15 protein-coding genes are annotated in these 25,349 nt (G+C 73.3%); 9 read left to right on the top strand and 6 right to left on the bottom strand.

Annotated elements, in window-relative coordinates:
- Window positions 1-26 precede the first annotated feature (26 nt).
- Genes ACQP1P_RS44605 through ACQP1P_RS44595 form a run of 3 tightly spaced genes read left to right on the top strand, consistent with a single transcriptional unit; the run spans window position 27 to window position 5,071 of the window.
- A complete protein-coding gene (locus ACQP1P_RS44605) occupies window positions 27-1,826 on the top strand; it encodes a S8 family serine peptidase (RefSeq protein WP_433080930.1) in 1,800 nt (599 codons plus the stop codon).
- Between the two features lie 27 nt (window positions 1,827-1,853).
- Window positions 1,854-4,334, top strand: a complete 2,481-nt coding sequence (locus ACQP1P_RS44600; RefSeq protein WP_433080929.1) for a putative bifunctional diguanylate cyclase/phosphodiesterase — start codon at window positions 1,854-1,856, stop codon at window positions 4,332-4,334.
- 38 nt (window positions 4,335-4,372) lie between these two features.
- Window positions 4,373-5,071, top strand: a complete 699-nt coding sequence (locus ACQP1P_RS44595) for an NRDE family protein (protein WP_433080927.1) — start codon at window positions 4,373-4,375, stop codon at window positions 5,069-5,071.
- Here ACQP1P_RS44595 and ACQP1P_RS44590 read toward each other — a convergent pair.
- Genes ACQP1P_RS44590 through ACQP1P_RS44580 form a run of 3 tightly spaced genes read right to left on the bottom strand, consistent with a single transcriptional unit; the run spans window position 5,060 to window position 6,898 of the window.
- The gene (locus ACQP1P_RS44590) at window positions 5,060-5,869 is read right to left on the bottom strand and encodes an SDR family NAD(P)-dependent oxidoreductase (RefSeq protein WP_433080925.1); all 810 of its coding nucleotides are present in this window, start codon (window positions 5,867-5,869) and stop codon (window positions 5,060-5,062) included. The genes ACQP1P_RS44595 and ACQP1P_RS44590 overlap by 12 nt on opposite strands.
- A complete protein-coding gene (locus ACQP1P_RS44585) occupies window positions 5,866-6,447 on the bottom strand; it encodes a DUF998 domain-containing protein (RefSeq protein ID WP_433080923.1) in 582 nt (193 codons plus the stop codon). The genes ACQP1P_RS44590 and ACQP1P_RS44585 overlap by 4 nt, the downstream gene beginning before the upstream one ends.
- A 10-nt stretch (window positions 6,448-6,457) precedes the next feature.
- Window positions 6,458-6,898, bottom strand: coding sequence for a DUF4396 domain-containing protein (locus ACQP1P_RS44580; protein WP_433080921.1), 441 nt, complete (start codon window positions 6,896-6,898; stop codon window positions 6,458-6,460).
- A 103-nt stretch (window positions 6,899-7,001) separates the two neighbouring features.
- Here ACQP1P_RS44580 and ACQP1P_RS44575 point away from each other — a divergent pair, with 103 nt between their 5' ends.
- Window positions 7,002-7,964, top strand: a complete 963-nt coding sequence (locus ACQP1P_RS44575; RefSeq protein ID WP_433080919.1) for a LysR family transcriptional regulator — start codon at window positions 7,002-7,004, stop codon at window positions 7,962-7,964.
- A 33-nt stretch (window positions 7,965-7,997) separates the two neighbouring features.
- Here ACQP1P_RS44575 and ACQP1P_RS44570 read toward each other — a convergent pair whose 3' ends face one another.
- Window positions 7,998-9,554 carry a cellulose binding domain-containing protein gene (locus tag ACQP1P_RS44570; RefSeq protein ID WP_433080918.1) on the bottom strand — a complete coding sequence of 519 codons (1,557 nt, stop codon included), beginning with the start codon at window positions 9,552-9,554 and terminating at the stop codon, window positions 7,998-8,000.
- 121 nt (window positions 9,555-9,675) lie between these two features.
- Between ACQP1P_RS44570 and ACQP1P_RS44565 the strand changes: the two genes are divergently transcribed.
- On the top strand, window positions 9,676-13,821 hold the full coding sequence (locus ACQP1P_RS44565) for an AAA domain-containing protein (RefSeq protein ID WP_433080916.1): 4,146 nt from the start codon (window positions 9,676-9,678) through the stop codon (window positions 13,819-13,821).
- Window positions 13,822-13,849: 28 nt separating this feature from the next.
- Here ACQP1P_RS44565 and ACQP1P_RS44560 read toward each other — a convergent pair whose 3' ends face one another.
- Together ACQP1P_RS44560 and ACQP1P_RS44555 are read right to left on the bottom strand one after the other, a co-directional pair.
- A complete protein-coding gene (locus ACQP1P_RS44560) occupies window positions 13,850-14,848 on the bottom strand; it encodes an SMP-30/gluconolactonase/LRE family protein (protein ID WP_433080914.1) in 999 nt (332 codons plus the stop codon).
- A 30-nt stretch (window positions 14,849-14,878) separates the two neighbouring features.
- Complete coding sequence (locus ACQP1P_RS44555; protein ID WP_433080912.1) at window positions 14,879-18,553, bottom strand: family 78 glycoside hydrolase catalytic domain; 3,675 nt, start codon at window positions 18,551-18,553, stop codon at window positions 14,879-14,881.
- Window positions 18,554-18,810: 257 nt separating this feature from the next.
- Between ACQP1P_RS44555 and ACQP1P_RS44550 the strand changes: the two genes are divergently transcribed.
- The 4 genes from ACQP1P_RS44550 (at window position 18,811) to ACQP1P_RS44535 (ending at window position 25,267) form a co-directional block, all read left to right on the top strand.
- Window positions 18,811-19,635, top strand: coding sequence for a cyanophycinase (locus ACQP1P_RS44550; protein ID WP_433080910.1), 825 nt, complete (start codon window positions 18,811-18,813; stop codon window positions 19,633-19,635).
- The gene (cphA, locus tag ACQP1P_RS44545; RefSeq protein ID WP_433080908.1) at window positions 19,625-22,288 is read left to right on the top strand and encodes a cyanophycin synthetase; all 2,664 of its coding nucleotides are present in this window, start codon (window positions 19,625-19,627) and stop codon (window positions 22,286-22,288) included. The genes ACQP1P_RS44550 and cphA overlap by 11 nt, the downstream gene beginning before the upstream one ends.
- Complete coding sequence (locus ACQP1P_RS44540) at window positions 22,270-23,778, top strand: serine/threonine-protein kinase (protein WP_433080906.1); 1,509 nt, start codon at window positions 22,270-22,272, stop codon at window positions 23,776-23,778. The genes cphA and ACQP1P_RS44540 overlap by 19 nt, the downstream gene beginning before the upstream one ends.
- 160 nt (window positions 23,779-23,938) lie before the next feature.
- Window positions 23,939-25,267 carry a hypothetical protein gene (locus ACQP1P_RS44535; RefSeq protein ID WP_433080904.1) on the top strand — a complete coding sequence of 443 codons (1,329 nt, stop codon included), beginning with the start codon at window positions 23,939-23,941 and terminating at the stop codon, window positions 25,265-25,267.
- Window positions 25,268-25,349: the final 82 nt, after the last annotated feature.

The following is a 25,349-nucleotide window of genomic DNA, read 5'->3' as shown; positions in this document are numbered from 1 at the left end:
GTCATGAACCCATGGAAGGGGCCCGCATGCCGAGCAGATACCGGAGCGCACTGGGCGCCGCATCTGCCGCGATCATCGCGATCGCGGCCGGAGCGGTCGCGCCGGGCGGGCCGGCGGTCGCAGCCACCACCCCGACGGCCACCGCCGCCGGCCTGACCCGCGTCATCGTCGAGTACGACGATCCCGACGCGGCCGCCCTCGCGGTCTCCCGCGCCGGCGGCAAGGTCGGGCGGCCGCTGTCCGTCGTGGACGGTTTCGTGGCCGAGGTACCGAGCCAGCGACTGTCCGCACTCAAGACCGCGCCCGGCGTGCGCGGGGTGACCGTGGACGGCACGGTCTCCCTCTCCGCCGCCCGATGGCGCGCCGACGGCGACTCCAACTCGATGTTCAGCGTCGTTCGCGCCACCGGCGCCCTCGACGTGTGGAAGAAGCTCGACTCGAGCGGCCGGAACATCGCCGGCACGGGTGTCGGCGTGGCGCTCATCGACTCCGGCGTCTCGCCGGTGACGGGCCTCAACGACACCACCCGCATCATCAACGGCCCCGACCTGTCGTTCGAGTCGCAGGCGTCCAACCTGCGCTACACCGACACGTTCGGCCACGGCACCCACATGGCCGGCCTCATCGCCGGGCGCGACCCGCTCACGAACCTGCTGACGGTCAGCGACCCGAGCAACTTCACCGGCATGGCCCCGAACGCGACGCTGCTCAGCGTCAAGGTCGCCGCCGCCGACGGGGCCACCGACGTGTCCCAGGTGATCGCCGGCATCGACTGGGTCGTGCAGCACCGCAACGACCCGGGCCTGAACATCAAGGTTCTCAACCTGTCCTTCGGCACCGACTCCAACCAGGACGAGAAGCTCGACCCGCTCTCGCACGCGGTGGAGTCGGCCTGGAAGAAGGGGATCACCGTGGTCGTGTCCGGCGGCAACGACGGCACCACCCGCGCGAACCTGTCGATGCCCGCGGTGAACCCGTACGTCATCGCGGTCGGCGCCGCCGACTCCAAGGGCACCGACTCGCGCGCCGACGACGTCGTGGCCGACTTCAGCAGCCGCGGCAACGCCACCCGCTCGGTCGACCTGACCGCGCCCGGGCGCTCGATCGTCGGCCTGCGCGACCCCGGCTCGTACGTCGACGTGAACTACCCGACCGGCCTCGTCCCCGGCGACACCACGGGCCGCTACTTCCGCGGCAGCGGCAGCTCCCAGGCCGCGGCCATCACCTCCGGCGCGGTCGCGCTGCTGCTGCAGCAACGCCCGTCGCTCACCCCGGACCAGGTGAAGAAGCTGCTCACGAGCACCGCCGACGTCATGCCCCAGGCCGAGAAGCTCGGCAGCGGGGCGGGCGAGCTGAACATCAGGCGGGCCATCGAGGCACCGACGCCGACCACGGCCGCCCAGACCTGGACGGCGTCCAGCGGGACCGGCTCGCTCGAGGCGTCCCGGGGCACCGCCCACGTGGCCGACCCGACGAGCGGCGTCGAGCTGACCGGCGAGAAGGACATCATGGGCAAGGCGTGGAACGGCACCACCTGGGGCAAGGCCGCCACGGCCGGCACCGCGTGGAGCGGCGGCTCGTGGAACGGCGCGGCCTGGACCGGCACGGCGATGAGCACCGGCTCGTTCCCGGGTCTGCCGACGGCCAAGACCTGGAGCTCGGTCAACTGGTCGGGCACCAACTGGGACGGCCGGACCTGGAGCGGACGCACCTGGAGCGGCGCCACGTGGGACGGGCGCACATGGAGCGGCCGAACTTGGTCAGGAAACACCTGGAGCGGCCGAACTTGGAGTGGGAGCTACTGGTCCAGCTCCATCTGGCAGTAACACCGAACAAATCTTACAAACAGGGCGATGATGACGAAAGTACGCGGTTGGGGTCGCCCGGATACGCGGGTCGCGACGCTCAGTCTCTGGCTGGGCGTCGCGACCGTCGCGACGCACGCGCTGCGGATCCGGACCGTCGGCCTGCCCACCGCTCCCGATGCGGTACCCCTCGCGATCCTGCTCGTGGCCTTCGCGCTGACCGAGGGCTTCGCGATCCACGTCCGGGTGCGCCGCGGCGGCCACGCGATGAGCCTCAGCGAGATCCCGATGGTGCTGGGGCTGCTGTCGGTCGACCCGACGCTGCTGCTGTGCGTGCGCCTCATCGGCGGGGTCGTGGGCCTGTCCGTCCTGCGCCGCCAGCGCGGCGTCAAGCTCGGCTTCAACATCGCGCTCCTCGGGGTGCAGACCACCGCCGCGGCCGTGCTGCTGCGCACCCTCGCCGGACCCGTGCTGCCCAACGGGCCCAGGGAGTGGCTGTACGTCCTGATCGCCATGCTGCTCTCCGACGTGATCGCCGCGGTCCTCGTCACCGCCGTGATCGCGCTGCACGACGACCCCAGCGAGTGGCGCCGGCTGCCGAGCGCCCTGCAGGGCCTCCCGCTCGTGGCCATCACCACCAGCATCGGGCTCATCAGCGCCCTCGCCATCGAGCGCGACGCCCGGGCCATCGCGCTGCTGGCCATCGTCTCCGCCGTCACGTACCGCGCCTACCGCGCCTTCGTCCGCCAGAGCCAGGGCCATCAGCAGGTCGAGGAGCTGTACGCGTTCACGCGCGCCCTCGACGGCCCCCTCGACACCCGCGGCGTGGCCCGGATCGTGCTCGAGCAGGCCCGCGACCAGCTGCGCGCGGAACGGGCCGAGCTCATCATCCCCGACGCCGACGGCGCCCACGTGCGGCTGCGCATGCACGGGGCGAACATCTTCGAGATCGGCACCGCCGAGGCCCTGCCCGAGACCGCGTGGTGGCAGCCCGCCCGGGCCGGCGCGCCGGTGCTCGTGGCCAAGGGCAGCCGCGTGATCGGGTCCATCGAGGACGGCATCGCGGTGCCCGTACCGCTGAACGACGGCGAGTCCGGCGTGCTCCTCGTGGCCGACAGCCTGCCCGACATCCCCACCTTCGGGGAGCAGCACGTGCGGCTGTTCCAGGCGCTGGCCAACCACGCGAGCCTCTCGCTGACCAAGGCCCGGCTCCTCGACGACCTGCGCCGCGAGGTCGCGCAGAAGGAGCACCTGGCCAACTACGACCCGCTCACCGGCCTGCCCAACCGCCAGCGCTTCCAGGCGCTCACCGACCGGCTGCGCTCCGCCGGCACCCCCGTCGCCGTGCTCCTGATGGACCTCGACCGGTTCAAGGACGTCAACGACGCCCTCGGCCACGACGTCGGCGACCAGCTGCTGCGGCTCGTCGGCGAGCGCCTCCAGGAGCGGCTGGGCGACCGCGGCACGGTGGCTCGCTTCGGCGGGGACGAGTTCGCCGTGCTGCTGCCGAACATCCGCACGCGCGAGGTCGCCATCGCCGTCGGCGACGACCTCGGCGCCGCGATGGAGCACCCGATCCCGATCGGGCACCTGCGGCTCAACGCGCGCTGCAGCATCGGCATCGCCCTCGCGCCCGAGCACGGCCATGACGCCAAGACGCTCATCCAGCGCGCGGACGTGGCGATGTACGTGGCCAAGACGACCCACACCGGCGTGCGCGTCTACACCAGCGACGACGACCGCAACAGCCCGCGCCGGCTCGCCATGGTCGCCGACCTGCGCGAGGCCATCCAGCGCCACGATCTCGTCGTGGTCTTCCAGCCCAAGCTGTCCACCGCGACCGGCGCCGTCGTCGGCGCCGAGGCCCTGGCCCGCTGGCACCACCCCGTGCACGGCTTCGTCCCGCCCGACGAGTTCATCCCCCTCGCCGAGCACTCCGGCCTCATCCGCTCCCTGACCCTGCACGTGCTCGAGGTCTCCCTGCGCCGGTGCGCGGCGTGGCGGCGCGCGGGCCACGACATGCACGTCGCCGTGAACCTCTCGCCGAACTCGCTGCAGGAGTCGGACCTGCCCGACATCGTGGCCCGCCTGCTCGGCCAGGCCGGCGTCCCGGCCAGCGCCCTCACCCTGGAGATCACCGAGAGCAGCATCATGGCCGACCCGACCGGCGCCCTCGTGATCCTCGACCGGCTGCACGCCCTCGGCGTGAAGCTCGCCATCGACGACTTCGGCACCGGCTACTCGTCCCTGGGCCGCCTGCGCGAGCTGCCCATCCACGAGGTGAAGATCGACCGCTCGTTCGTGCAGCGCATCGCCGTGGACCACCGCGACCGGGCGGTGGTGCGCTCGGCCGTGCAGCTCGGCCACGCCCTCGACCTGATGGTGGTGGCGGAGGGCGTGGAGGACGAGGAGACCCTGCACCATCTGCGCCAGGAGGGCTGCAACCTGGTGCAGGGCTTCTACATCTCCAAGCCGCTGCCCGCGGACGAGTTCGCGAACTGGCTCAGCGCGCGCGTCGGGGTCGCCTGAGTTCTCCTGCTCCGGCACTTGGCATAACGTTCCGGTTCATGTGCACCGTGCTCCTCCGGTTCGACCCCGACGCCACCTGGCCGATCCTCCTGGCCGCGGTCCGCGACGAGTACCTGGCCCGCCCGTGGGAGCCCCCGGCCGAGCACTGGCCGGGCCGCTTCGGCGGCCGGGACAGCACCGCGGGCGGCACCTGGCTGGCCGTGGACCCGGCCCGCCCGAGCGTGACGGCCCTGCTGAACGGCTACCCGCCGCTCCCACCGGCCGGCGACCGCCCGACGCGGGGCTCGCTGCCGCTGGCCCACTTCCCGCCGGAGGACGACGTGCTGCGCTCCTTCGACGCCTTCCACCTGGTGCGGGCCGAGCCCACGGAGGTCGCGGTGACGTCGTGGGACGGCGCGCGGGTGACCCACACCCTGCTCGAACCGGGCAACCACGTGATCGTGAACCAGGGCATCGACGTCAACGCGTTCGCCCCGCTGGACACGGTTTCGACCCCGAATCCCAAGCCGGGCCTGTCCTCCCGGGAGGCCTGGGGCGACTGGCTGGCCCTGCTGGCGGGCGGCGAGTTCACGGGCGCGGCGGAGCGTCCCCTGCTGATCCGCAAGGAGGTGGCGGGGCTGCTCTACGGCTCGGGTTCGGCGGCGCTGGTCGCGATCGGTGAGCCGGGCGTGCGCTACGACTTCACCGCGAACCCCGGCCCGGAGGCGGCGTGGTCGGAGGTTCCACTACCGAACTGATGGCAGGCCGGCCGCCTCGAGCGAGGACTGCCACAGGCGGGCCGCGCGGTCCCGGCTGGTCGAGCGCGGGGTGGCCGGGAAGAGCTCGCGGCGGAAGTAGTAGCCGCCCGGCACGAGCTCGCCCGCCGGGGCGTCGGCCAGCCACCGCAGCGTGTCGGCCGCCCGGTCCGGCGTGGTGAACAGCACCGGGATGAGCTTGCCCAGCGTGAACAGCGGGCTGCTGGACGCGAACCGGCTGCGCACCAGGCCCGGGAAGAACGCGGTGGGCAGCACGCCGTCGGACGCCCAGCGGTGTGCCGCCTCGCGGGTGAAGAGGATGTTGGCCTGCTTGGAGGAGCCGTACGCCAGCCAGCGCGCCCGGTGCGCGAGGGAGGCCCTGAGCGGGTCGTCGACGTCGAGGACGCCCCAGGCCTCGGCCAGCGACGCGGTGGTGATCAGCCGCGAGGTGCCCGCCGCGCGCAGGTGGCCCCGGAGCTCATGGGCCAGCAGGAACCCCGCCAGGTGGTTCACGACCAGGGCGCGGGGGCCGCGGTACAGCCCGCCGGCGTTGTTGACCAGGACGTCGATCCGGTCGCAGGCCGATCCGACCTCCTCGGCGGCCCGCCGGACCTGGCCCAGGTCGGCGAAGTCGGCCCGCACGGGGACGGAGCCGGGTAGCTCCGCGGCGACCGCGGCCAGGCGGGACTCGTCGCGCCCGAGCAGGATCAGGCGGTCGCCGGCCTGGGCGAAGCGGCGGGCCGCGGCCAGGCCGATGCCGGCGCTGGCCCCGGTGAGCACGACCGTCCGGGGCGTGCTCACGGCCGCTTCGAGTGGCGTATCGCCGTCAGGACCACCCACGCCGAGACCGCGACCAGGGCCACCCGCTCCGTCACGCCGGTGAACAGGGAGCGGCCGGCGAAGAGGATGCCGGCGGCCGAGAGCAGCAGCGGGGGGTAGGCGACCGCGATCCCCAGCCGGCCGGTCCAGCGGTCCGGCGGAGGTCGCAGGGCGTACAGGAGGATGGCCAGGGCGCACAGCAGCAGCGCGGCGATCGCGGCCCCGGCGTGGACCAGGTCGCGGGGCGCCGGGGACTCGTAGGGCGGCAGCGGGCAGCCGGGGCTGCAGTGCACCGCGCTCGACACGGCGGCCAGCGGGGCGGCCAGGGCCAGGGAGGCGGCGATCAGCCAGCAGGACCGCCGCGCCGGGATCGCCAGCAGGGCCAGCGACAGGGCCAGGAACAGCATGCTCGCCGCGTAGAGCCCCGCGTGCGGGGCGCCCGGGACGCCGGACTCCGACACGTAGGTCGCCGGCGGGGAGGTCGCCACCGCGGCCGTCAGGCCCGCGGCGCCGGTGCAGCCCGTCGCCGCGGATGCCGTTGCGGACCAGCGGGGGATCATCGCCCCAAGACTAATGGTGATGTTGGTGGACCACGGCGTGTCCGCGGCCCCTCGCGATCAGGAAGCGGTTCACCGGGACCGTCACCGCGAAGGCCAGGACCAGGGAAATCAGCAGGCTCAGCCAGAACCGGGCGTCGGCCAGGCCGGCGTCCATGGCGCCGGGAATGGCCAGGACCACGCCGTTGTCGACCAGCTCCATCGTGGCGATCGAGGCCGTGTCCGCGGCCAGCACCACCGGCAGGGCCGCGCGCAGGGTCAGGCCCGCCGACCGGACCGAGCGCAGGGTCAGCGCGTAGCCGAAGGCGAAGGCCAGGGCGACCGACACGATGATCGTCGCCGTGTTGCCCCAGCCCAGGGCCGTGCCCAGGACCATGCCCAGGACCTCGCCGATGGCGCAGCCGGTCAGGCAGTGCAGCGTCGCGGTCACCGCTTGTCGCGTCAGGGATTCCATGGCACCGAACATATACCCCCCAGGGGTATGTGCCAAGTAAAAACGGTGTGTCTCGATGTCTAGGGGCCTTCTGCCAGGGGCTCGACGGCCCTACCGTCTCTGTATGGAACTGGAGCTGCGGCATCTGCGGGTCGTGTGCGCGATCGCGGACGCCGGCAGCGTGACCAAGGCCGCGTCCGCGCTCGGACTCGCCCAACCGGCGCTCACCGCCCAGCTGCAGCGCATCGAGCGCGCGCTGGGCGGGGCGCTGTTCGAGCGGGACCGGCGCGGCGCGCGGGCGACGCCGCTGGGGGAGCTGGTGCTGGCCCGGGCCCGGGTGCTGCTGCCGGCCGTGAAGGGACTGCAGGACGAGGCGACGCGCCTGGCCAGCGCGGCCGAGCCGGCGGGGCGGTACCGGATCGGGGCGGTCAACGGCCCGATCCTGGGCGGTCTGGTGCACCGGATCACCAGCAACCACCCGGCCGCCCAGGTCACCACGCACGCGTCGTGGTCGGCGTCGGAGCTGGGCGACCTCGTGCTGGCCGGGAAGCTGGACTTCGTGCTCGTCGGCGCGTGCGGGGACGCGCCGCCGGCGACGGACCGGGGGCTGGCCTGGCGCGTGGTCGCGGCCGATCCCGTCTTCCTGCTGCTGCCCGAGGGGCACGAGCTCGCGGGGCGGGACGAGGTGGAGCTGTCGGAGCTGGCCGAGGCGCAGTGGGTGGCCGCGCCCGGGGACGGCTGCTTCTCGGCGTGCCATGCGGCGGCCTGCGCGCGGGCCGGGTTCACCCCGAAGGTGCTCTTCGAGACCGAGGTGCGCGGCGCGATCGACCTGATCGAGTCCGGCGACGCGGTGGGGCTGTGCCAGGCGACGCTGCGGCCGATGGCGGGGCTGGTCACCGTGCCGATCGCGGGCGCGCCGCTGCACTGGCGGCAGATGCTGGGCTGGCTGCCCGACGGCCCCGCGGCGGATCTGGCGGGCCAGGTGTGGGCGTACGCGATCGAGTCCTACGCGGATGCCGTCCGGCGCAGCGAGCGCTACACGAACTGGCTGGGACGGCACCCGGACCGCAGGGGGCTCACGCTGTGAGCCCCCTGCGACGCGGAGCGCGGCGGCGAACCGTCAGCCCGTGAAGGTCGCCGTGATCTGCGTGAACTGCCAGGTGTTCTGGGCGATGCCCGAGCAGTTCGACACCACGCCGCCGCCGGCGCAGCCCCGGTCGCGGTTGACCGACCAGAAGGCCAGGCGGGCGAGGTGGTTGTTCTGGGCGTAGTCGCGGATCTGCTGCCACTGCGCGGGAGTGGTGTTCTCCTGCTGGTCGGACAGGCCGTTCATGCCGGAGATGCCCATGTGCTTGTAGGCGGTGGCGTCGTCCCAGCCGAAGGCCGACTTGAGCATGGTCTTGAGGCCCTCGGAGGCGCTCACCGTGCTCTGGTACATGTTCGCGCCGCCGCCGAAGTCGAACGGCATGATCGTGAACACGTCGATGTTGGCGCCCGTCGACGCGGCGCGGCTGATGAGCTGCTGCGCGTAGTAGCCGGGGCCGGTCGTCGCCGTGCCGAAGGTGACGATGACCTTCAGGCTCGGGTTGTTCTGCTTGACGATCTTGAGCGCGTCGACGATCCGGTTGCGGACCGTGTCGTTCTCGAACTCGTCGGTGTTCTCGATGTCGATGTCGATCGCCTTGAGGCCGTACGTGTTGATCACGGTCTGGTAGGCGCCGGCCAGGGCCTGCGGGGTCGAGCAGTTCGGGCCGAGCTTGTTGCCGGACCAGCCGCCGAAGGACGGGATCACGTCACCACCGCCGGCGCGCACCTGGTTGATGACGGTCTGGTCCACCCCGCCGGTGAGCGGCCGGCTGCCGTCCCAGGCCGGGTTGCAGCCGCCGCTGGCGAGCACGAACGCGAGCGTGAACCACTTGATGCCGGTCGCCGACTGCACGGTCTGCGGGTTCGGCGGGTCGCCCCACTGGTACAGGTACGGGGCCGCCGCACCGCCGGCCGGCGGGTTGGTGGTGCCGCCGGTGGTGGTGGCCGTGACGCTGTTCGACGCCGCGGACTCGCCCTGGGCGTTGTACGCCTTGACCGTGTACGTGTGCGTCGAGCCCGCCGTCAGGCCGGAGACCGTGGTGCTGGTCGCGGTGACCGTGGCCTTCACCGTGGTGCCCTCGTAGACGCGGTACCCGGTCGGGCTGCCCGTCGAGGCGTCCCACGCCAGCGCGAGGCTGGTGTTGGTCGTGGCCGTGACCCGCAGGTTGCCCGGCACGCCCGGGGCTCCGGGCGTCGTGGTGCCACCGGAGCAGGAGGCGCCGTTCAGCGTGCAGTTGGCCGGGTCGCCGCTGCCGGAGGCCACGAAGCCGAAGCTGGCCGTGCCGCCGGGGGCGATCGTGCCGTTCCAGCTGTTGGTGACGACGATGTGCCCGGTCGAGCCGGTCCGGTTGCTGTCCCACGAGGAGCTGATGGAGGTGCCGGAGGGCAGGTCGAACGCGACCGTCCAGCCGTTGATCGTCGATCCGGTGCCGTTGGTGATCGTGTACTTCGCCTCGTAGCCGGTGCCCCAGGTGGAGGTCTTCGTGAACGTCGCGGTGGCGGCCGCGGCGAACGCCGGGGCTTGTGAGATGACGGTGGCCGCGGCGGTCGCCAGGACGGCCGCGATCACCCCGATTCGCAGTCTCCGCACGATGGTGTCCTGCCTCGGGTAGAAGGGGGTTAGGGCGCCCTTGGCGGGGAAGATTACGCGAAGGTTTGTTAACAGTAAAGGTCCCGATCAATCACTTGCCAGGACGGATACGCTCTGCGATGTGGAGGAAGCAAGGGGCGCGCTCGTTCAGGAGGCGGCCCGTCGCTGGCGGTCCCAGCTGATCGACCTCGGCGGCCGCAACACGCTGCTGTACTACCGCGACCTGCGCGCGGGCACGCTGGACCTGACGAGCGCCGATCCGGTGGCCCAGCAGGCGCTGCTGGGCGGGCGCACGCTGCCGCTCGGCCAGCTGTTCACGGAGCCCGACGCCCACGCCGCCGCGATCAAGCGGGCCCGCACGATCCGCAACAAGGCCCGCGAGCTCACCGAGGAGCGGGGCATCGAGACGTGCTTCGCCGCGATCGGCAGCGCCACCTGGACCCCGGCCCCCGGTGCCGGGGCCGCGCCGGCCGCCCCGGTGCTGCTGCGCTCGGCCCAGCTGCGCGCCCGCGGCGCGGCCGAGGACGACTTCGACCTCACGCTGCAGGGCGACCTGGAGCTCAACCCGACGCTGCTGCAGCTGCTCGAGGAGGACTTCGGCATCCGCGTCGACGCCGACGAGCTCGAGGAGCTGGTCAGCTACGCCTCCGGATTCGACCCCCAGCCGCTGTACGAACGGCTCGCCAAGGAGACCGCCGGCCGGGTCCGCGGCTTCGCCGTCACGCCCCGGTTCGTGCTCGGCACCTTCTCCTACGCCAAGCTGCCGATGGTCACCGACCTGCGGGTCGGCGCCCGGGCGCTGGTCGAGCACGACGTCATCGCGGCCATCGCCGGCGACCGCGACGCCCAGGCCGCGCTGCGCCCGGCGCCGGGCATCGCCGTGCGCGACCCCGACTGGATCCCGCCGGAGGACGAGTTCCTGGTCCTCGACGCCGACTCCTCGCAGAACTACGCGATCAACGCGGTCCTCGCCGGCCAGCACAGCGTGATCAAGGGCCCGCCCGGCACCGGCAAGAGCCAGACCATCGCCAACCTCATCGCGTCGCTGGTCGCCCAGGGCAAGCGGGTGCTGTTCGTGGCCGAGAAGCGCGCGGCCATCACCGCCGTGACCGACCGGCTGACCCGGCGCGGCCTGGGCAACCTGGTGATGGACGTGCACGACGGCACGACCTCCAGGAGAAAGGTCGCCGCCGACCTCAAGGCCGCGTTCGACTCCGCGGCGCGCATCGCCCAGCCCGACCTGGCGGTGCTGCACGAGACGCTGACCGCCCGGCGGGCCGCGCTCAACGACCACGACGAGGCCATGCACCAGATCCGGGGTCCGTGGGGGATCTCGGCGTTCCAGGCCCAGAACGAGCTGATCCGGCTCAACGCGCTCGTCACCCCGATGACCGCCGTCCGGCTGCGCGGCCCCGTCCTGGCCGCCCTCGACGAGGCGGGCGCCCGGCGCATCCGCGAGCAGCTGCGCGACTACGCCACGGTCGGCGGGTTCGCCCTGACCGAGCAGCAGTCCGGCTGGGTCGGGGCCGAGGTCCACACCCCGCAGGAGGCCCAGGCCGCCTTCGACCTCGCCGAGCGCCTGTCCGGGCGCACGCTGCCCGAGGTGCGGCCCGCGCTGGAATACGTCGCGGCCCGGACCGGCCTGCCCCGCCCGGTGAACGTGACCGGCTGGCGGGCGCTGTTCGCGTTCCTCGAGCAGATCGCCGCCACCCTGCGAAGCTTCCAGCCGGAGGTGTACCAGGCGGATCTGCGCCCGTACCTGCAGGTCGCGGACCTGGGCTGGTGGGCCCGGCGCAAGCTGCGCAAGCAGGCCGCCCGGCTCTGGCGCGGCGGCGGGGCCCCGAGCGCCGAGCAGCTCTTCGAGGGCCTGGCCGTCGCCCACCGCCAGCGGGAGCAGTGGGGTGGCGTGCCGCGGCTCCCCGACGAGCTGCCGCGCGCCCGGGCCGCGTTCGACGCGCTCGACCGGGAAGTGCAGGAGCTGCAGCGGTACTGCGTGCACATCCCCCTGCTCACCATGGACCTCGACGGCCTGGCCCGCACCGCGCAGGCCCTGGCCGCCGACGAGCGCACCCTGCGCCGCGTGCCCCGCCTCAACGAGCTGGCCGACGCGTTCGCCCGGGCCGGCCTGCACGAGCTGGTGGACGACCTGCAGGCCCGCCGGGCCGACGCCGACCAGGCCGCCGCGGTCTTCGACGCCTGCTGGTACGCCTCGATCCTGCAGCATCTGAACTTCACCGACCCGCGGGTGGGCGCGTTCGACGGGCCCCTGCACGCGCGGACCGTCGCGGAGTACCGCGACGCCGACCACCGCCACATCGACGCCACCGCCACCCGCGTGCTGCGGGCCGTGGCCGAGCACATCACCAAGGTCCGCGACGAGTACCCGGACGAGAGCCGCCTCGTCGAGCACCAGGCCAACCTGAAGCGCCGCCACCTGCCGATCCGCCAGCTCTTCGCGGCGGCCCCGCACATGCTCACCGCGCTGCGGCCCTGCTGGGCGATGAGCCCGCTCGTGGTCTCCCAGCTGCTCCCGCCCCAGGGCGACCTGTTCGACGTGGTCGTGTTCGACGAGGCCAGCCAGGTCACGCCGGCCGACGCCGTGCCCGCCCTGCTGCGCGGCCGGCAGGTCGTGGTCGCCGGCGACGAGCACCAGCTCCCGCCGACGTCGTTCTTCACGGCCGCGGAGGAGAGCGGGGGCGCCGATCCGCTCGGGGTCAACCCGGACGGCTCCATCGACCTGTCCCTCACGTCCGGCTACGAGTCCATCCTCGACGTGCTGAGCGCCCTGCTGCCCGGGTACCTGCTGCGCTGGCACTACCGCAGCCAGGACGACCGGCTGATCGGGTTCTCCAACGCCCACATCTACTCCGGCTCCCTCGTCACCTTCCCGGGCGTCGCGGGGGAGGGCAGCGTCTCGCACGTCCACGTGTCCGGCTCGGCCGACGGGTCCGCATCGGCCGACGAGTCCGCCCCCGACTCGGTGACCGCCGAGGTCGACCGCGTGGTGGAGCTGATCCTGCAGCACGCCCAGGTCCGCCCGAACGAGTCGCTGGGCGTCATCACGATGGGCATCACCCACGCGGAGCGCATCGACCTGGCCCTGCGCCGGGTGCTGGCGGCCCGTCCCGAGCTGCACGCCTTCTTCGCCGAGACGGCCGCGGAGCCCTTCTTCGTCAAGAACCTCGAGCGCGTCCAGGGCGACGAGCGGGACGCGATCATCCTGTCGATCGGCTACGGCAAGAACGCGCAGGGGCGCCTGCTGTACCGCTTCGGCCCGCTCCTGCTCCCGGGCGGAGAACGCCGCCTGAACGTGGCCGTGACGCGGGCCCGGCGCCGGATGACCCTGGTGAGCTCGTTCACCGCCGCCGACATGGACCCGGCCCGCTCGACGAGCGACGGGGTGCGGCTGCTGCGCTCCTACCTGGAGTACGCCGAGTCCGGCGGCACCTCGCTGAGCACCGCCGCCGCCGAGCGCCCGGCCCTGGGCGCCTTCGAGGCCGACGTCCAGCGCCGCCTCACGGCCGCGGGCGTCCCGGTGACCCCGCGCTTCGGCGTGGCCGGCTTCGCCATCGACTTCGCCTGCGCCCATCCCACGAACCCGAACGAGATGGTCCTGGCCATCGAGACGGACGGCGAGGCGTACCACTCCGCGAGCACCGCCCGCGACCGCGACCGGCTGCGGCAGGAGCAGCTCGAGCGCCTGGGCTGGCGCTTCCACCGCATCTGGTCGACGGACTGGTTCGCCGACCCGCAGGCGGAGACCGCCCGCGCCCGGGCCGCATACGACGAGGCCGTGGCCGCGGTGGAGGCCCGCCGCACGAACGAGCCGACGGTCGTGCTGCACCTGGAAGAGCCGGCGCCGGAGCGGCCCGCGTCGCCCCGCCCGGAGTTCGAGCCGGGCCGCCCGATCGCCGAGTACCCGCACGCACTCCTCGTGGACCTGATCCGCTGGATCGAGTCCGACACGCTGCTGCGCACCGAGGAGCAGGTCGTGGAGGAGGCGCGCCGGCAGCTCGGCTTCAAGCGCGGCGGCTCGCGCATCAACGCGGCGCTGACGGCCGCCCTGGAGGAGGCCCGCGGCGAGTCCTCGTCCGAGCCCGCCCCGGCACCAGCCCCGGCGCTCGACCCGCAGGAGCCGGACGAGGACCGCACGCGTGTCCTGCGGGTGGACGACGCCGACCCGGACCGCACGCGCGTCCTGCGGGTGGACGACGCCGACCCGGACCGCACGCGCGTCCTGCCCGTCCAGCAACCCGAGACCGACTGACCGCCCGCGCGGGCGCACGAGGTGGCCGCTAGCCGAGGTCGACGTGGGCCACGGAGCGCTCGGTCAGGCTGCCGAACCACAGCCGGCCGCCGGACTGGCGGACGCCGGTCAGCATCGGGTAGTGGCCCGCCGGGCTGTGCAGCGTGCGCAGCACGGTGCCGTCCGCATCCACCAGGGCCGCGATCGTGTGCTTGCCCGGCTGGGGCTGCAACCACGTGGGCAGGACCGCGACCGCCTTGCGCACGCGGGGGTAGGGCAGCAGCCGCTCCGCGATCGCGACGCGCGGGCTGGCCAGGGCGATCCAGAAGGTGCCGTCGCCGACCGGGGACATGTTGTCGGGGTAGGCGGGCAGGTCGGTGAGCACGGTGGCGGCGCCCGAGGGCAGGGCGATGCGCGTGAGGCGGTGCGCGACCGTCTCGCACACGAGCAGGGCCGAGTCGTCCGGGGTCAGGGCCACGCCGTTGGGGAAGTACAGCCCGGAGGCCACGACCGTCGTGGTGCGCGCGGCCGGGTCGTAGGCCAGCACGCGGCCGTTCGGGCGGTGCTCCAGCAGATCGCGGCGCCAGTGTGCCAGCGGGAAGCGGCTCGAGGAGTCGCTGAAGAACACGGTGCCGTCCCGGGCGATCGCCGCGTTGTTGCAGAACAGGATCTCGGTGCCGGCCGCCGAGCGGGTCAGATCCCGCACGGCGCCGTCGCGGGTGAGGCGGAGCAGGCCGCGGTGCGCGTCGCAGACGATCAGGGAGTCGTCGCCCGGGTCGTGCTCGATGCCCAGGGGGCGTCCGCCGGTCTCGGCCAGGCGCTCGAACGCGCCGTCGCGAAGCTGCCAGACGACGCCCTCGTGGGTCCCCGTGAAGATCGTTCCGGAAGGGTCGGCAGCCACGTCCTCGGGGGCGTGCCCGGACGGGAGCGGGACGAGCACCGCCCGGTCGATGCGGGTGTCGGCGGGCGACCACGGGCCGGTGAGCTTCGGCGGCGTGGTCGCCGGGAGCGTTGCACCGTCGATGAAGAAGGGGCGCGGGGCACTCATGTGACCGAGTGTCCCGCGCCCCGGGGTCGGTCAGGCGGTGGCCGTGAAGGTGTAGGAGCCGGACGGGAGGTAGTAGGTCGCCGTGGCGGTCGGGACCGCCTGGGCCGGGGCGCTGATCGAGGCCGCGTTCGACGTCGGGACCTTGACCGTCGCCGTCGCGCCCGCCGGGATCGTCACCCGCAGGGTCAGGGTGCCGCCGGAGATGGACCAGTCGCTGACCGCGCCGCCGTACGGGGTGTCGTACGACGACTTGGCCGAGGTCAGGCCGCCGCCGGGCCGGGGCGCGATCGTGAGTGCGCCGTAGCCGGGGGACGCGGGGGCGACGCCGCCGACCTGGCGGTACAGGAAATCGCCCACGGAACCGAGACCGTAGTGGTTGAAGGAGTTCATGCCCGGGTCGTTGAACGAGCCGTCGGTGCGGATGCCGTCCCAGCGCTCCCAGATCGTGGTCGCGCCCTTGTTGATCATGTAGCCCCAGCCGGGGAAGCCGGGCTGCGTGAGGATCTGGTACGCCGTGTCGGCGTGGCCGTTGTTCGCCAGCACCGGCAGCAGGTTCTCCACGCCGAGGAAGCCGACCGAGAGGTGCCCGCCGGTCGCGGCGACCTTCGCGGCGAGCTTGTCCGCCGCGGCCTGCACGCGGTTGGCGGGCAGCAGGCCGAAGGCGAGCGCGAGGACGTACGCGGTCTGCGTGTTGCCGCCGACCGTGCCGTCGGCCGCCACGAACCGGTTCGTGAACGCGGCCGCGACCTGGTCGGCGAGCTGCCCGTACGAGGTCGCCTCGGCGGTGCGCCCGGTCGCCGCGGCCATCCGCGACACCAGCCGCGCCGACCACGCGAAGAACGCGGTCGAGATGACGTCCTGGGCGGTGTTGTCGTTGACGTTGAGCCAGTCGCCGTAGGTCGACACGTTGCGGATCAGGTCGCTGCCCGACGTGGCCCGCAGGTAGTCGACCCACCTGGCCATGGCCGCGAAGTGCTGGTCGACCACGCGCACGTCGCCGTAGCGCTGCCAGAGGGTGTACGGCACGATCACCCCGGCGTCGCCCCACCCGGCGGTCCCGGCCCCCGCCGACACGCCCGGGGCCACGTCGGTGAACGCCCCGTCGGAGTGCTGCGCGTCGGTGAGGTCGTCGGCGAACTTGTCGAGGAAGCCGTGCACGTCGAGGTTGAACGTGCTCGTGGCCGCGAACGCCGCGATGTCGCCGGTCCAGCCCAGCCGCTCGTCGCGCTGCGGGCAGTCGGTCGGGATCGAGAGCATGTTGTCGCGCTCGCCCCACAGGATGTTCTTCGCCAGCTGGTTGAGCGTCGCGTTGGACGTGGTGAACGTGCCGGACTGCGCGCCGCTCGTCCACGCCGCGCGGCCGGTCAGCGTGTCCGCGGTCGGGGTGAAGCCCGCCGGCAGGCCGGTGAGCTCGACGTACCGGTACCCGTGCACGGTGAACCGGGGCTCGTAGGTCTCGGTGCCGGAGCCGCTGAAGGTGTACCGATCCGTAGCCGCCGCCCCCCGCAGGTTCGCCGTGTAGATGGTCCCGTCGGGGTTGAGCACCTCGGCGTGGCGCAGCTGCACGGTGGTGCCGGCCGGGGCGCTCATCGTCAGCCGGTCCCAGCCGGTGAAGTTCTGCCCGAGGTCGAGCACCCACACGCCGGGCTGCGGCTGGGTGATCGCGACCGGCCGGAAGTCCTGCTGGACGGTGACGCCGTTGTCGACCTGCGCGACGAGGTTGGGCTTCGTGCCGCCGCGCACCGCGACCGAGGACCACGCGGCGTCGTTGAAGCCGGCGCCGTCCCAGCCCGCGATGGCCATGCGGTTGTCGTAGGTCTCCCCGCCGTACAGGTCGTCGGACCGGATCGGGCCCGTGGTGACCTTCCAGGTGCCGTCGGTCTTGACGGTCTGCGTGGTGCCGTCGGTGAACGTGATCACCAGCTGGGCGGAGTACCACGGCTGGGTGCCGTAGAGCTGGCTGCCCGCGAAGCCGACGTTGCCGGAGTACCAGCCGTTGCCGACGTAGGCCCCGAGCGCGTTGGCGCCCTGGCGGATCTGTGCGGTGACGTCGTACTCCTTGTACTGCAGCCGCTTGTTGTAGTCGGTCCACCCCGGCGCGAGCACGTCGGCGCCGACCTTGGCCCCGTTGAGCCGGGTCTCGTGCAGGCCCAGCGCGGTGGTCAGCAGCCGCGCCGACGCGACCGCCTTGCTCACCGTGAAGCCCTTGCGCACCAGCGGCGTCGGCTTGACCACGAGCACGTTGGAGCCCCAGGGCCCGGTGCCGTAGGCCGCGACCGCCTGGGCCGCGGGCCAGGCCGAGTCGTTGAAGCCGGTCGTGTTCCAGCCGCTCGGGTTCGTGGTGCCCGCCTTCCACGCGGCGTCGCTGGTGATCGTCGGCCCACCGGCGACGGTCAGCTTGGCCAGCACGCCGGCCGGCGACTGCGTGGTGTTCTGCGCCGAGATGGCGATGGTGTTCGTACCGCTGGTGAGCCGCCCGGCCAGGTCCAGCGTCGCCGCCCGCTTCCACGAGTCGGTGACCCGCGGCGAGGAGCTGACCTGCACGCCGTTGACCCACACGTCGGCCGTGTCGTCGCCGGTCACCACGAGCGTCGCGCTCGACGGGGCGCCGGTGAGGGTGAAGGTGCGGCGGAAGTACCGGGTCGCGGCGGGCACGCCGGCGGCGGGGTCGCCCTCGGGGTACCAGATCCACGTGGCCCCGGAGACGTCGGCGCCGGTCGCGGGCGCCCCGACGAAGTCCGCGGTCCACTCGGAGGCCGGGCTGCGCAGCGCCGTCTCGAACGACCGGGTCGCGGACCAGGCACCGGCGCGGCCCTGCGTGTCCCAGGCCCGCACGCGCCAGTAGTACCTGCGCATGCTCGTCAGGGCCGGGCCCGAGTACGCGACGTCGACCTGGTTGCTCGAGGCGACCCGCCCGCTGTCCCACACGTCGGCGGTGTTCGCGCTGGTGGTGGAGACCTGGATCTGGTACGCCCCCTGCTCCTGCTGCCCCGTGGCGGCGCTGAGCTTCCACCCGAACAGCGGCTGCGCGGCGTCGACGCCGAGCGGGTCGGCCCGGCGCTCGACCGTCGCGCTCGCGACGCTCAGCGGCGAGGCGGCGTTCGTGTCGGGCAGCGCGACGGACGTGTTCCAGGGCGAGGACCCGTAGAGCCCCAGGTCGGTCGCGGCCGCCCAGCCGCCGTCCCCGAAGCCGGGCTGCTCCCAGCCGTCCGGCGCGCTCTGCGCGGTCTTCCAGCTCGCGTCGGTGACCAGGTCGGCCTGGCCGCCCGCGGTCACCACGCGCACGTGCCCGAGCACCCCGGCCGGCCCGGCCGTGGTGTTGCGCGCGGCGATGGCCAGGGTGTTGGTGCCGCTCGTGAGCGCGCTCTGCAGGTCGACGTAGACGGCGCTCTTCCAGGAGTCGGTGACCCGCTGCGAGCCGGCGAGGGGGCGTCCGTTGAGCCAGACGTCGACCGTGTCGTCACCGGTGACGACGAGCTGGGCGTCGCTGACGGCACCGGCCGCGACGGTGAAGGTCTTGCGGAAGTAGCGGGTTGCGGCGGGCACGCTGACGTGCGGGTCGCCTTCGGGGTACCAGATCCAGTGCGCGCCGGTCAGGGCGACCGGGGTGGCCGCGGCGGCCGGCGACGGGGGTGCCGCGAGTATCAGCGCGGCGAGCGACACGAGCGCGGTGGCGGCCGCGCGCGTTCGTCTGTGCAGGGGCATGGCGGGCTCCCTCGGTTGTGAAACGTTTCATTTAAACGTTTCATATGCACATGGTGCGCTCACCATAATGAGACGATCGTCGATAAGCAATGCCGCCGCCGCACATTGCGGACCACGAACCGAACATTTCGAAACACGATGTCGATCCATGGCTCGGGCCGGTGCCGGGAGCCGTGCGGCCGGGGCCCGCGCGAGCAATCCGGGCAAACCTCGGACGCCCGGCACCACCGGTCCCCAAGATGGGGTGTGGAGGTGGGATGGCGGGAAAACTGCTCGTCATCGGGGGCGCGGAGAGTCACGACGCCGGCGATGACGAGATCCTCGAGCGCTTCGTGCTGCTCGCCGGCGGCGGTGACGCGCACCTTGTCGTGATCGCCACCGCGAGCGAGAGCCCGGGGGAGCGGGAGAAGGAGTACGCCGAGGTCTTCCACCGGCTCGGTGCCGCGCGCGTCACGGCGCTGCGGCTCGAGTCGCGCGAGGACGCCAACGGCGACCTGGCCGTGGCCGCGATCGAGCGCGCCACCGGCGTCTTCTTCACCGGCGGCGACCAGTTGCGCATCACCACCGTGGTCGGCGGCTCCAAGGTCGACTCGGCGCTGCACGCCCGGCTGGCCGAGGGCATGATCCTGGCCGGCACGAGCGCGGGCGCCGCCATGATGTCCAGCACCATGATCCTCGGCGGCAGCGTCGCCTCGGTGAGCACGAGCAGCGTGCGGACCGGCCCCGGCATGGAGTTCCTGCCCGGCGTGCTCATCGACATGCACTTCGCCGAGCGCGGGCGGCTCAACCGGCTGCTCAGCGCCATCGCCATGTTCCCGCACGAGCTCGGGCTCGGGATCGACGAGAACACCGCCATCCTCGTCGACGGGGAGATCTTCGAGGTCCTCGGCCGCGGCACGGTCACCGTGATCGACGCCGGCCAGGCGCGTGACATCCACTGCCCCTCGGTCGAGTTCGCCGGGGAGCCCGGCGGCCCGATCGCGCTGTGGGGTGCCCAACTGCACGTCCTGCCGGCCGGACACCGGTTCAACCTGACCGAGCGGTCGCCGATGAGGAGAGCGGAAGAGGACAATGCGTATTGAAAGCAGCCGGCGCCTGCGGGGGCCCAACCGGTACCTCGCCCGCCCGGTCCAGGTGACCCGGGTGCTGCTCGACGCGCTCACGGGCCGCGAGACCTGCGACTTCCCCGGGTTGCCGGAGCGGCTGCTGGAGCTGCTGCCGGGGCTGGCCGAGCACCACTGCGCGGCCGGGGCGCCCGGCGGGTTCGTCACGCGGCTGCACGGCGGCACCTACTTCGGCCACACCGCGGAGCACATCGCGATCGAGCTGTCCAACCTCATGGGCCGCGAAGTCAGCTTCGGCCGCACGGTGGGCACCGAGGACTCGGCCGCGTTCGACGTGATCATGGAGTGCCCCGTCGACGAGCCGCTTGAGTCCGAAATATCCGAGAAACTCCTTGAAAAGGCGATCCAGCAGTTCGTGCTCCCGCTGACTCGCGGCGAGACGCCCCCGGCGCTCGACCTGACCGATCTGCAGCGGCGGTACGAACGCGAGAAGCCGGGCCCGTCGACCCAGTCGATCGCCCAGGCCGCCCGCGCCCGCGGCATCCCGGTCGAGCGCATCGGCGACCTGAGTCTCCTGCGGCTCGGCTACGGGCGCCACCGGCGGCTGGTCTGGGCGGCGCTGACCGACCAGACCTCGGCCATCGGCGTCGACATCGCCGGGGACAAGGAGCTCACCCGCCGCCTGCTGGAAGACGCCGGCATCCCGGTCGCGACGGGCGGGCCGGCCGACACCGTGGCCGAGGCGCTGAAGCTGTTCGAGGAGCTCGGCCCGCCGGTCGTGGTCAAACCCCGGGGCGGGCGGCAGGGGCGGCACGTGTACCTCGGCATCGACACCCCCGACGCCGTGCGCGCCGCCTTCGAGGCCGCGACCGCGGACGGCGGCGGCGCCGTCGTCGAGCGCCAGATCGACGGCCGCGACTACCGGGTGCTCACCGTCGGGGGCGAGATCGTCGCCGCCGCCGAGCGGGTCCCCGCGCACGTCATCGGCGACGGCCGCACCGACATCGCCGGGCTGATCGCCCGCGCGAACGAGGACCCCCGCCGCGGCGACGGGCACGCCCGCGCGCTCACCCGGCTCGCGGTCGACGAGGTCGCCCACACGCTCCTGCGCCGCCAGGGGCTCGGGGTGGGGGACGTGCCCGAGGTGGGGCGGACGGTGTGGCTGCGCGACAACGCCAACCTTTCCACCGGCGGTACCAGCGTCGACGTGACCAAACTCGTGCACCCCTCGATCGCCGACCTGTGCCGCCGGGTCGCCGGCCTCGTCGGGCTCGACATCGCCGGGATCGACTTGCGGCTGCCCGACATCGCCGAGGAGCTGTCCCTGCGCCGGGGCGGGGTGATCGAGGTCAACGCCGCTCCCGGGCTGCGCATGCACCTGGAGCAGCACGACGTCGGGGCCGCGATCGTCGACGCGCTCTACCCGGCCGGGACGCCGTCGCGCATCCCGATCGTGTCCATCACCGGCACCAACGGCAAGACCACGGTGGCCCGGCTGACCGCGCACCTGCTCGCCGGGGCCGGGCTGCGCGTCGGGCTGACCACGACCGACGGCGTGGTGGTGGGCGGCCGGCTGATCCAGCGCGCCGACGCGACCGGCCCCCGCTCGGCCCGCGTGGTGCTCGGCGACCCGACCGTCGACGCGGCCGTGCTCGAGACCGCGCGCGGCGGGCTGCTGCGCCAGGGGCTCGGGTACGACTGGAGCGACGTCGGCATCATCACCAACCTCTCCTCGGACCACCTCGGCCAGGACGGCATCGAGAGCGTCGAGGAGCTCGTCGACCTCAAGTCGGTCGTGGCGGAGCGGGTGCGCGAGGGCGGCGCGGTGGTGCTCAACGCCGACGACCCGAGGAGCCGCGAGCTGGAGTTCCCCGGCCGCGAGATCATCTGGTGCTCGCTCGACCCCCGCAACCCGCTCGTGCGCCGGCACTGGGACTCCGGCGGGCGGGCGTACCTGCTCGCCGACGGCTGGCTCGTCGAGCTGGCCGGCCGCCGGTGGGTGCCGCTGCTCGCCGCGAACGAGCTCGGGGGCGGCTTCGGCGGCGCCGCCCGGCACCTCGTCGCCAACGCGCTCGCCGCCGCGGCCGCGGCCCGGGTGCTGGGCGTGACCACGGCCCAGGTCGCCGACCGGCTGCGCCGCTTCGGCACCGACCCGGCCGACAACCCGGGCCGGGGGACGCTGCTGCGCTGCGGCGACGTCGACGTGCTGGTGGACTACGCGCACAACCCGGCCGCCATCGCCGCCGTCAGCGACCTGGTCGAGCGGGTGTGGGGCTGCGAGCGCGCGGTCGCCGCGATCACGCTGCCCGGCGACCGCCGCGACGACCTGCTGCGCGAGTCCGCGACGGTGGTCGGGTCCCGGTTCGGGCGGGTGGTGCTCTACGAGGACGCCGACCGCCGCGGCCGGGCCCCCGGCGAGGTGCCCGGGATCGTCCGCGACGAGCTGCTGCGGGCCGCGCCCGAGACCGCCTGCGTCGAGGTGCGCACGGTCGACGAGGCGGTGCCGGCGGCCCTGGCGATGGCGCGGCCCGGGGACGTCGTCCTGCTGCTGTACGAGAAGATCGAGCCCCTCCTCGCCCTGCTGGAATCCCACGGCGCTCACCCGGCGGACGATTTCCGTGTGACGGAGGTGAATCTGGGCATGACCATGGCGTGGACGGGAATGGCCTGAGTGGAGCGCGGTACCGGCTGATCGAGCCCCTGGGCGCGGGCGGCATGTCGGTCGTCTGGCGCGCCTTCGACGAGGTGCTCGAGCGACCGGTGGCGGTCAAGATCCTGGCCTCGAAGCTGCACGCCGACCCCGAGTCCCGGCGGCGCATCCAGGCCGAGGCGCGGGCCGCCGCGCTGCTCAGCCATCCGCACATCGCGCAGGTGTACGACTTCGGCCACGGCCCCGACGACGTGCCCTACGTCGTGATGGAGCTGGTCACCGGCCGCTCGCTGGAGGAGGCCGGCCCGCTGCCGCCCGAGACGGTCCTGCGCACCGGGGCCGAGCTGGCCGCGGCGCTCGCGGCGGTGCACGCGCGCGGGCTCGTGCACCGCGACGTCAAACCGGCCAACGTGATGCTCACCGACGACGGGGCCAAGCTCGTCGACTTCGGCATCTCCGCGCTCGCGGGGGACGAGAGCGACATCGGCGGGCAGATCCTCGGCACCCCCGCCTACCTGGCCCCCGAGCGCATCCGCGGGCTGCCCACCACCGCGGCGACCGACGTCTACGCGTTGGGGCTGCTGCTGTACCGCGCCCTCGCCGGCCGCTTCCCGTGGCCCGAGGGCGCGAGCACGACCGGCGTGCTGGAGGCGCACCGCCGCACCCGCCCGGCGCCCCTGCCCGACGACCTGGTCGACGCGCCGGTCGCGGCGGCCATCACCCGGTGCCTGGCCAAGGCGCCCGAGAACCGGCCCTCCGCCGCCGAGATGGCCGGCGTCCTGGCCGGCTTCCTGACGTTGGAGCCCCCCGTCACCACCGAGGCGGACGCGCCGGTGCTGGACGAGACCGAGCGCGTCCTGCTCCCGCGGCACCTGCGCAGCCGTGTGCTCGTGGGCGGCGTCGTGGCGGCCGCGGCCGTCGGCGTGCTGGCCCTGTCCACCTCGGGCAGCGCCGCCGAGTCGGCCCAGCCCGCGGCCCATGCCGAGTCCGCGTCGTCCTCGGGCTCGGCCGCGGCGCCGGTCGACTGCAGCGTGGAGTACTCGGTCCGCACCGAGCAGGCGGGCAACTTCAACGCCGACCTGCGCGTCAAGGCCGCGGGCGGCACCGGCGGCTGGAGCCTCACCTTCCGCCTGCCCGACGGCCAGGCGATCGGCGCGATCGACGGGGCGACCTGGCACCAGGACGGCGCGACGGTCCTGCTCGGCGGGGGCGACCTCGCCACCGACCTGTCCTCCGGCGCCGAGTTCGCCGTCGCGGGCGCCTACCGCGACGCGTCCGCGCTGCCGAGCGACTTCGCGCTCAACGGCGCCGCCTGCCGCTCGGTCCTCGTCGCCCCGGCCGCGCAGGTCGTGATCACCACGGTCGCCCCGCCCCCCGCCACCAACACCGGCACCGGCGCGAAGCCCGGCCCCGCCGCGAACCCCGGCGCGCCGAAGGCCCCGGTCGTGAAGGACCCGGGAAAGCCGGCGAAGAAGAACAACGGGAAGAAGGGAAAGGGCGAGGACGACTGACCCTTTCGTAAGCTGATCGTCGTTTTGTAGGTTATGGCGTGCAACCTTCCGGACTGGTACACAAGTCTGATCCTCGTGGCGTCCCGTCAATTCGTGGCCGCCTCGCCTTAGGGTGTTGAGGTCGACGGGCGTGTTGGGGTCGAAGGTAGGAGGCGCCGTCATGCGGTTCGAGATCAGCCGGGTCATGGACACCATCGAGCAGCGGCTGACCACGGACGTGACCTTGGCGCAGGCCGTGGTCGACCTGGCGGAGGTCGCCCGTTTCGTGGCGCTGGACGGCGGCCGCCCCATCAACCTCCTGCGCCTCGGCATGGTGGTCGACGCGCTGAGCCGCTACCTGATCGACGCCGGCGCGATGCTCTATCCCGTGGCCGGCCGCGAGGTCCTCTCCGAGGCCGCGCTCACGTCGAAGGAGCGCATGGTCCTGGGCCGCTGGGCCGACGACGGCCTGATCGAGGTCACCCCGGTGGTGGCCGACCGCCCCGCCGAGATCGCCGACTTCACCGGCCTGCCGCTCATCGTGGTGCGCGACCTGCCCCAGCAGGCGGCCCGCTTCCCGTGGATCTCCGACAGCCCCGAGCGCCTGCTGCGCCTGACCCCAAGAGCCGGCGGCGCCGTGCTGACGCCGGGCGGCGAGCCGACACCGCCGAAAGACGGCAAGGAGCGCCTGGTGGTCGTGGGCAAGGCGACGCTGCCCATCGTGCCGCCCGACCCGGACGACCCCGCGACCGAGAAAAAGATGGCCGAGCCGGCTCCCGCCACCGACCCGCCCCCCGCCGAGCAGCAGGGCGGCCGCCCGGACGGCCTGCAGTCCTTCACCGCGCGCGGCTCCCAGCGCTTCGGCCGCACCCGAGTCGTACGCCGCCGCTTCACCAGAGCCGACCCCAGCGGCGTGGGCGCGTCGCTGATGGCCCGCGAGTGGCGCTGCAAGGAGCCGGACTGCCCCGCCTTCGGCGCGTCCCGCCGCATCGGCCAGCCGGTCCCGCGCATGCGCGCGGGGATGCCCGCCTGCCCCCGCCACGGCGATGCCGTGAAGGACATCGGCCCGCGCCCACCCGCCTTCGCCGTGGCCGTGGTCGTGGACGACCTGGCGCGCCGCCGCTTCGTGGTCGCCACGGACCACCCGGTGCGAGTCGGCAAGGACCCGAAGAACCCCGACGACATCTCGGTCGCGACCTGGCTGCACGAGGCCGCCGCGGCCTGGATCGCGAAGGAGCACGTGCGACTCGAGGTGGAGTCGGGCCACCTCAAAGTGACCGACACCAGCGAGAACGGCACGGTGATCTGGAAGCGCTCGTCCCCTGACATCAAGGAGGAGACGGAGCGCATCTACAAGAAGTCCTACCAGCTGGACGGGTGGGACTCGATCGAGCTCTACACCGGGGTGGAACTGGTGGTGGGCGACCATCGCCTGCAGACGGTGGTCGGTTCGGAGCCGGCATCGGTACTGCTGGACGCCCCCACGGTCGCCATGCGCCTGGTCGACTGAGGCCGGCCCGGACGGCGGTCTCGGCTCGTTGGGGCCGCCGCACTGATTCGCCAAGGCAACTTGCCCGGTTCGAACTCGTCCC

The sequence above is a fragment of the Dactylosporangium sp. CA-052675 genome, assembly GCF_050947935.1.
Classification (GTDB): domain Bacteria; phylum Actinomycetota; class Actinomycetes; order Mycobacteriales; family Micromonosporaceae; genus Dactylosporangium.
Note: the sequence above shows the minus strand (reverse complement) of the source record. Positions and strands in the feature narration are given on the sequence as shown.

Excerpts from the sequence above, each read along its gene's own strand:
- ACQP1P_RS44555 (WP_433080912.1), bottom strand. The coding sequence starts at position 18,553 with ATGCCCCTGCACAGACGAACGCGCGCGGCCGCCACCGCGCTCGTGTCG.
- cphA (WP_433080908.1), top strand. The coding sequence starts at position 19,625 with ATGCGTATTGAAAGCAGCCGGCGCCTGCGGGGGCCCAACCGGTACCTC.
- ACQP1P_RS44580 (WP_433080921.1), bottom strand. The coding sequence starts at position 6,898 with ATGGAATCCCTGACGCGACAAGCGGTGACCGCGACGCTGCACTGCCTG.
- ACQP1P_RS44560 (WP_433080914.1), bottom strand. The coding sequence starts at position 14,848 with ATGAGTGCCCCGCGCCCCTTCTTCATCGACGGTGCAACGCTCCCGGCG.
- ACQP1P_RS44595 (WP_433080927.1), top strand. The coding sequence starts at position 4,373 with ATGTGCACCGTGCTCCTCCGGTTCGACCCCGACGCCACCTGGCCGATC.
- ACQP1P_RS44575 (WP_433080919.1), top strand. The coding sequence starts at position 7,002 with ATGGAACTGGAGCTGCGGCATCTGCGGGTCGTGTGCGCGATCGCGGAC.
- ACQP1P_RS44550 (WP_433080910.1), top strand. The coding sequence starts at position 18,811 with ATGGCGGGAAAACTGCTCGTCATCGGGGGCGCGGAGAGTCACGACGCC.
- ACQP1P_RS44600 (WP_433080929.1), top strand. The coding sequence starts at position 1,854 with ATGATGACGAAAGTACGCGGTTGGGGTCGCCCGGATACGCGGGTCGCG.
- ACQP1P_RS44585 (WP_433080923.1), bottom strand. The coding sequence starts at position 6,447 with ATGATCCCCCGCTGGTCCGCAACGGCATCCGCGGCGACGGGCTGCACC.
- ACQP1P_RS44605 (WP_433080930.1), top strand. The coding sequence starts at position 27 with ATGCCGAGCAGATACCGGAGCGCACTGGGCGCCGCATCTGCCGCGATC.
- ACQP1P_RS44535 (WP_433080904.1), top strand. The coding sequence starts at position 23,939 with ATGCGGTTCGAGATCAGCCGGGTCATGGACACCATCGAGCAGCGGCTG.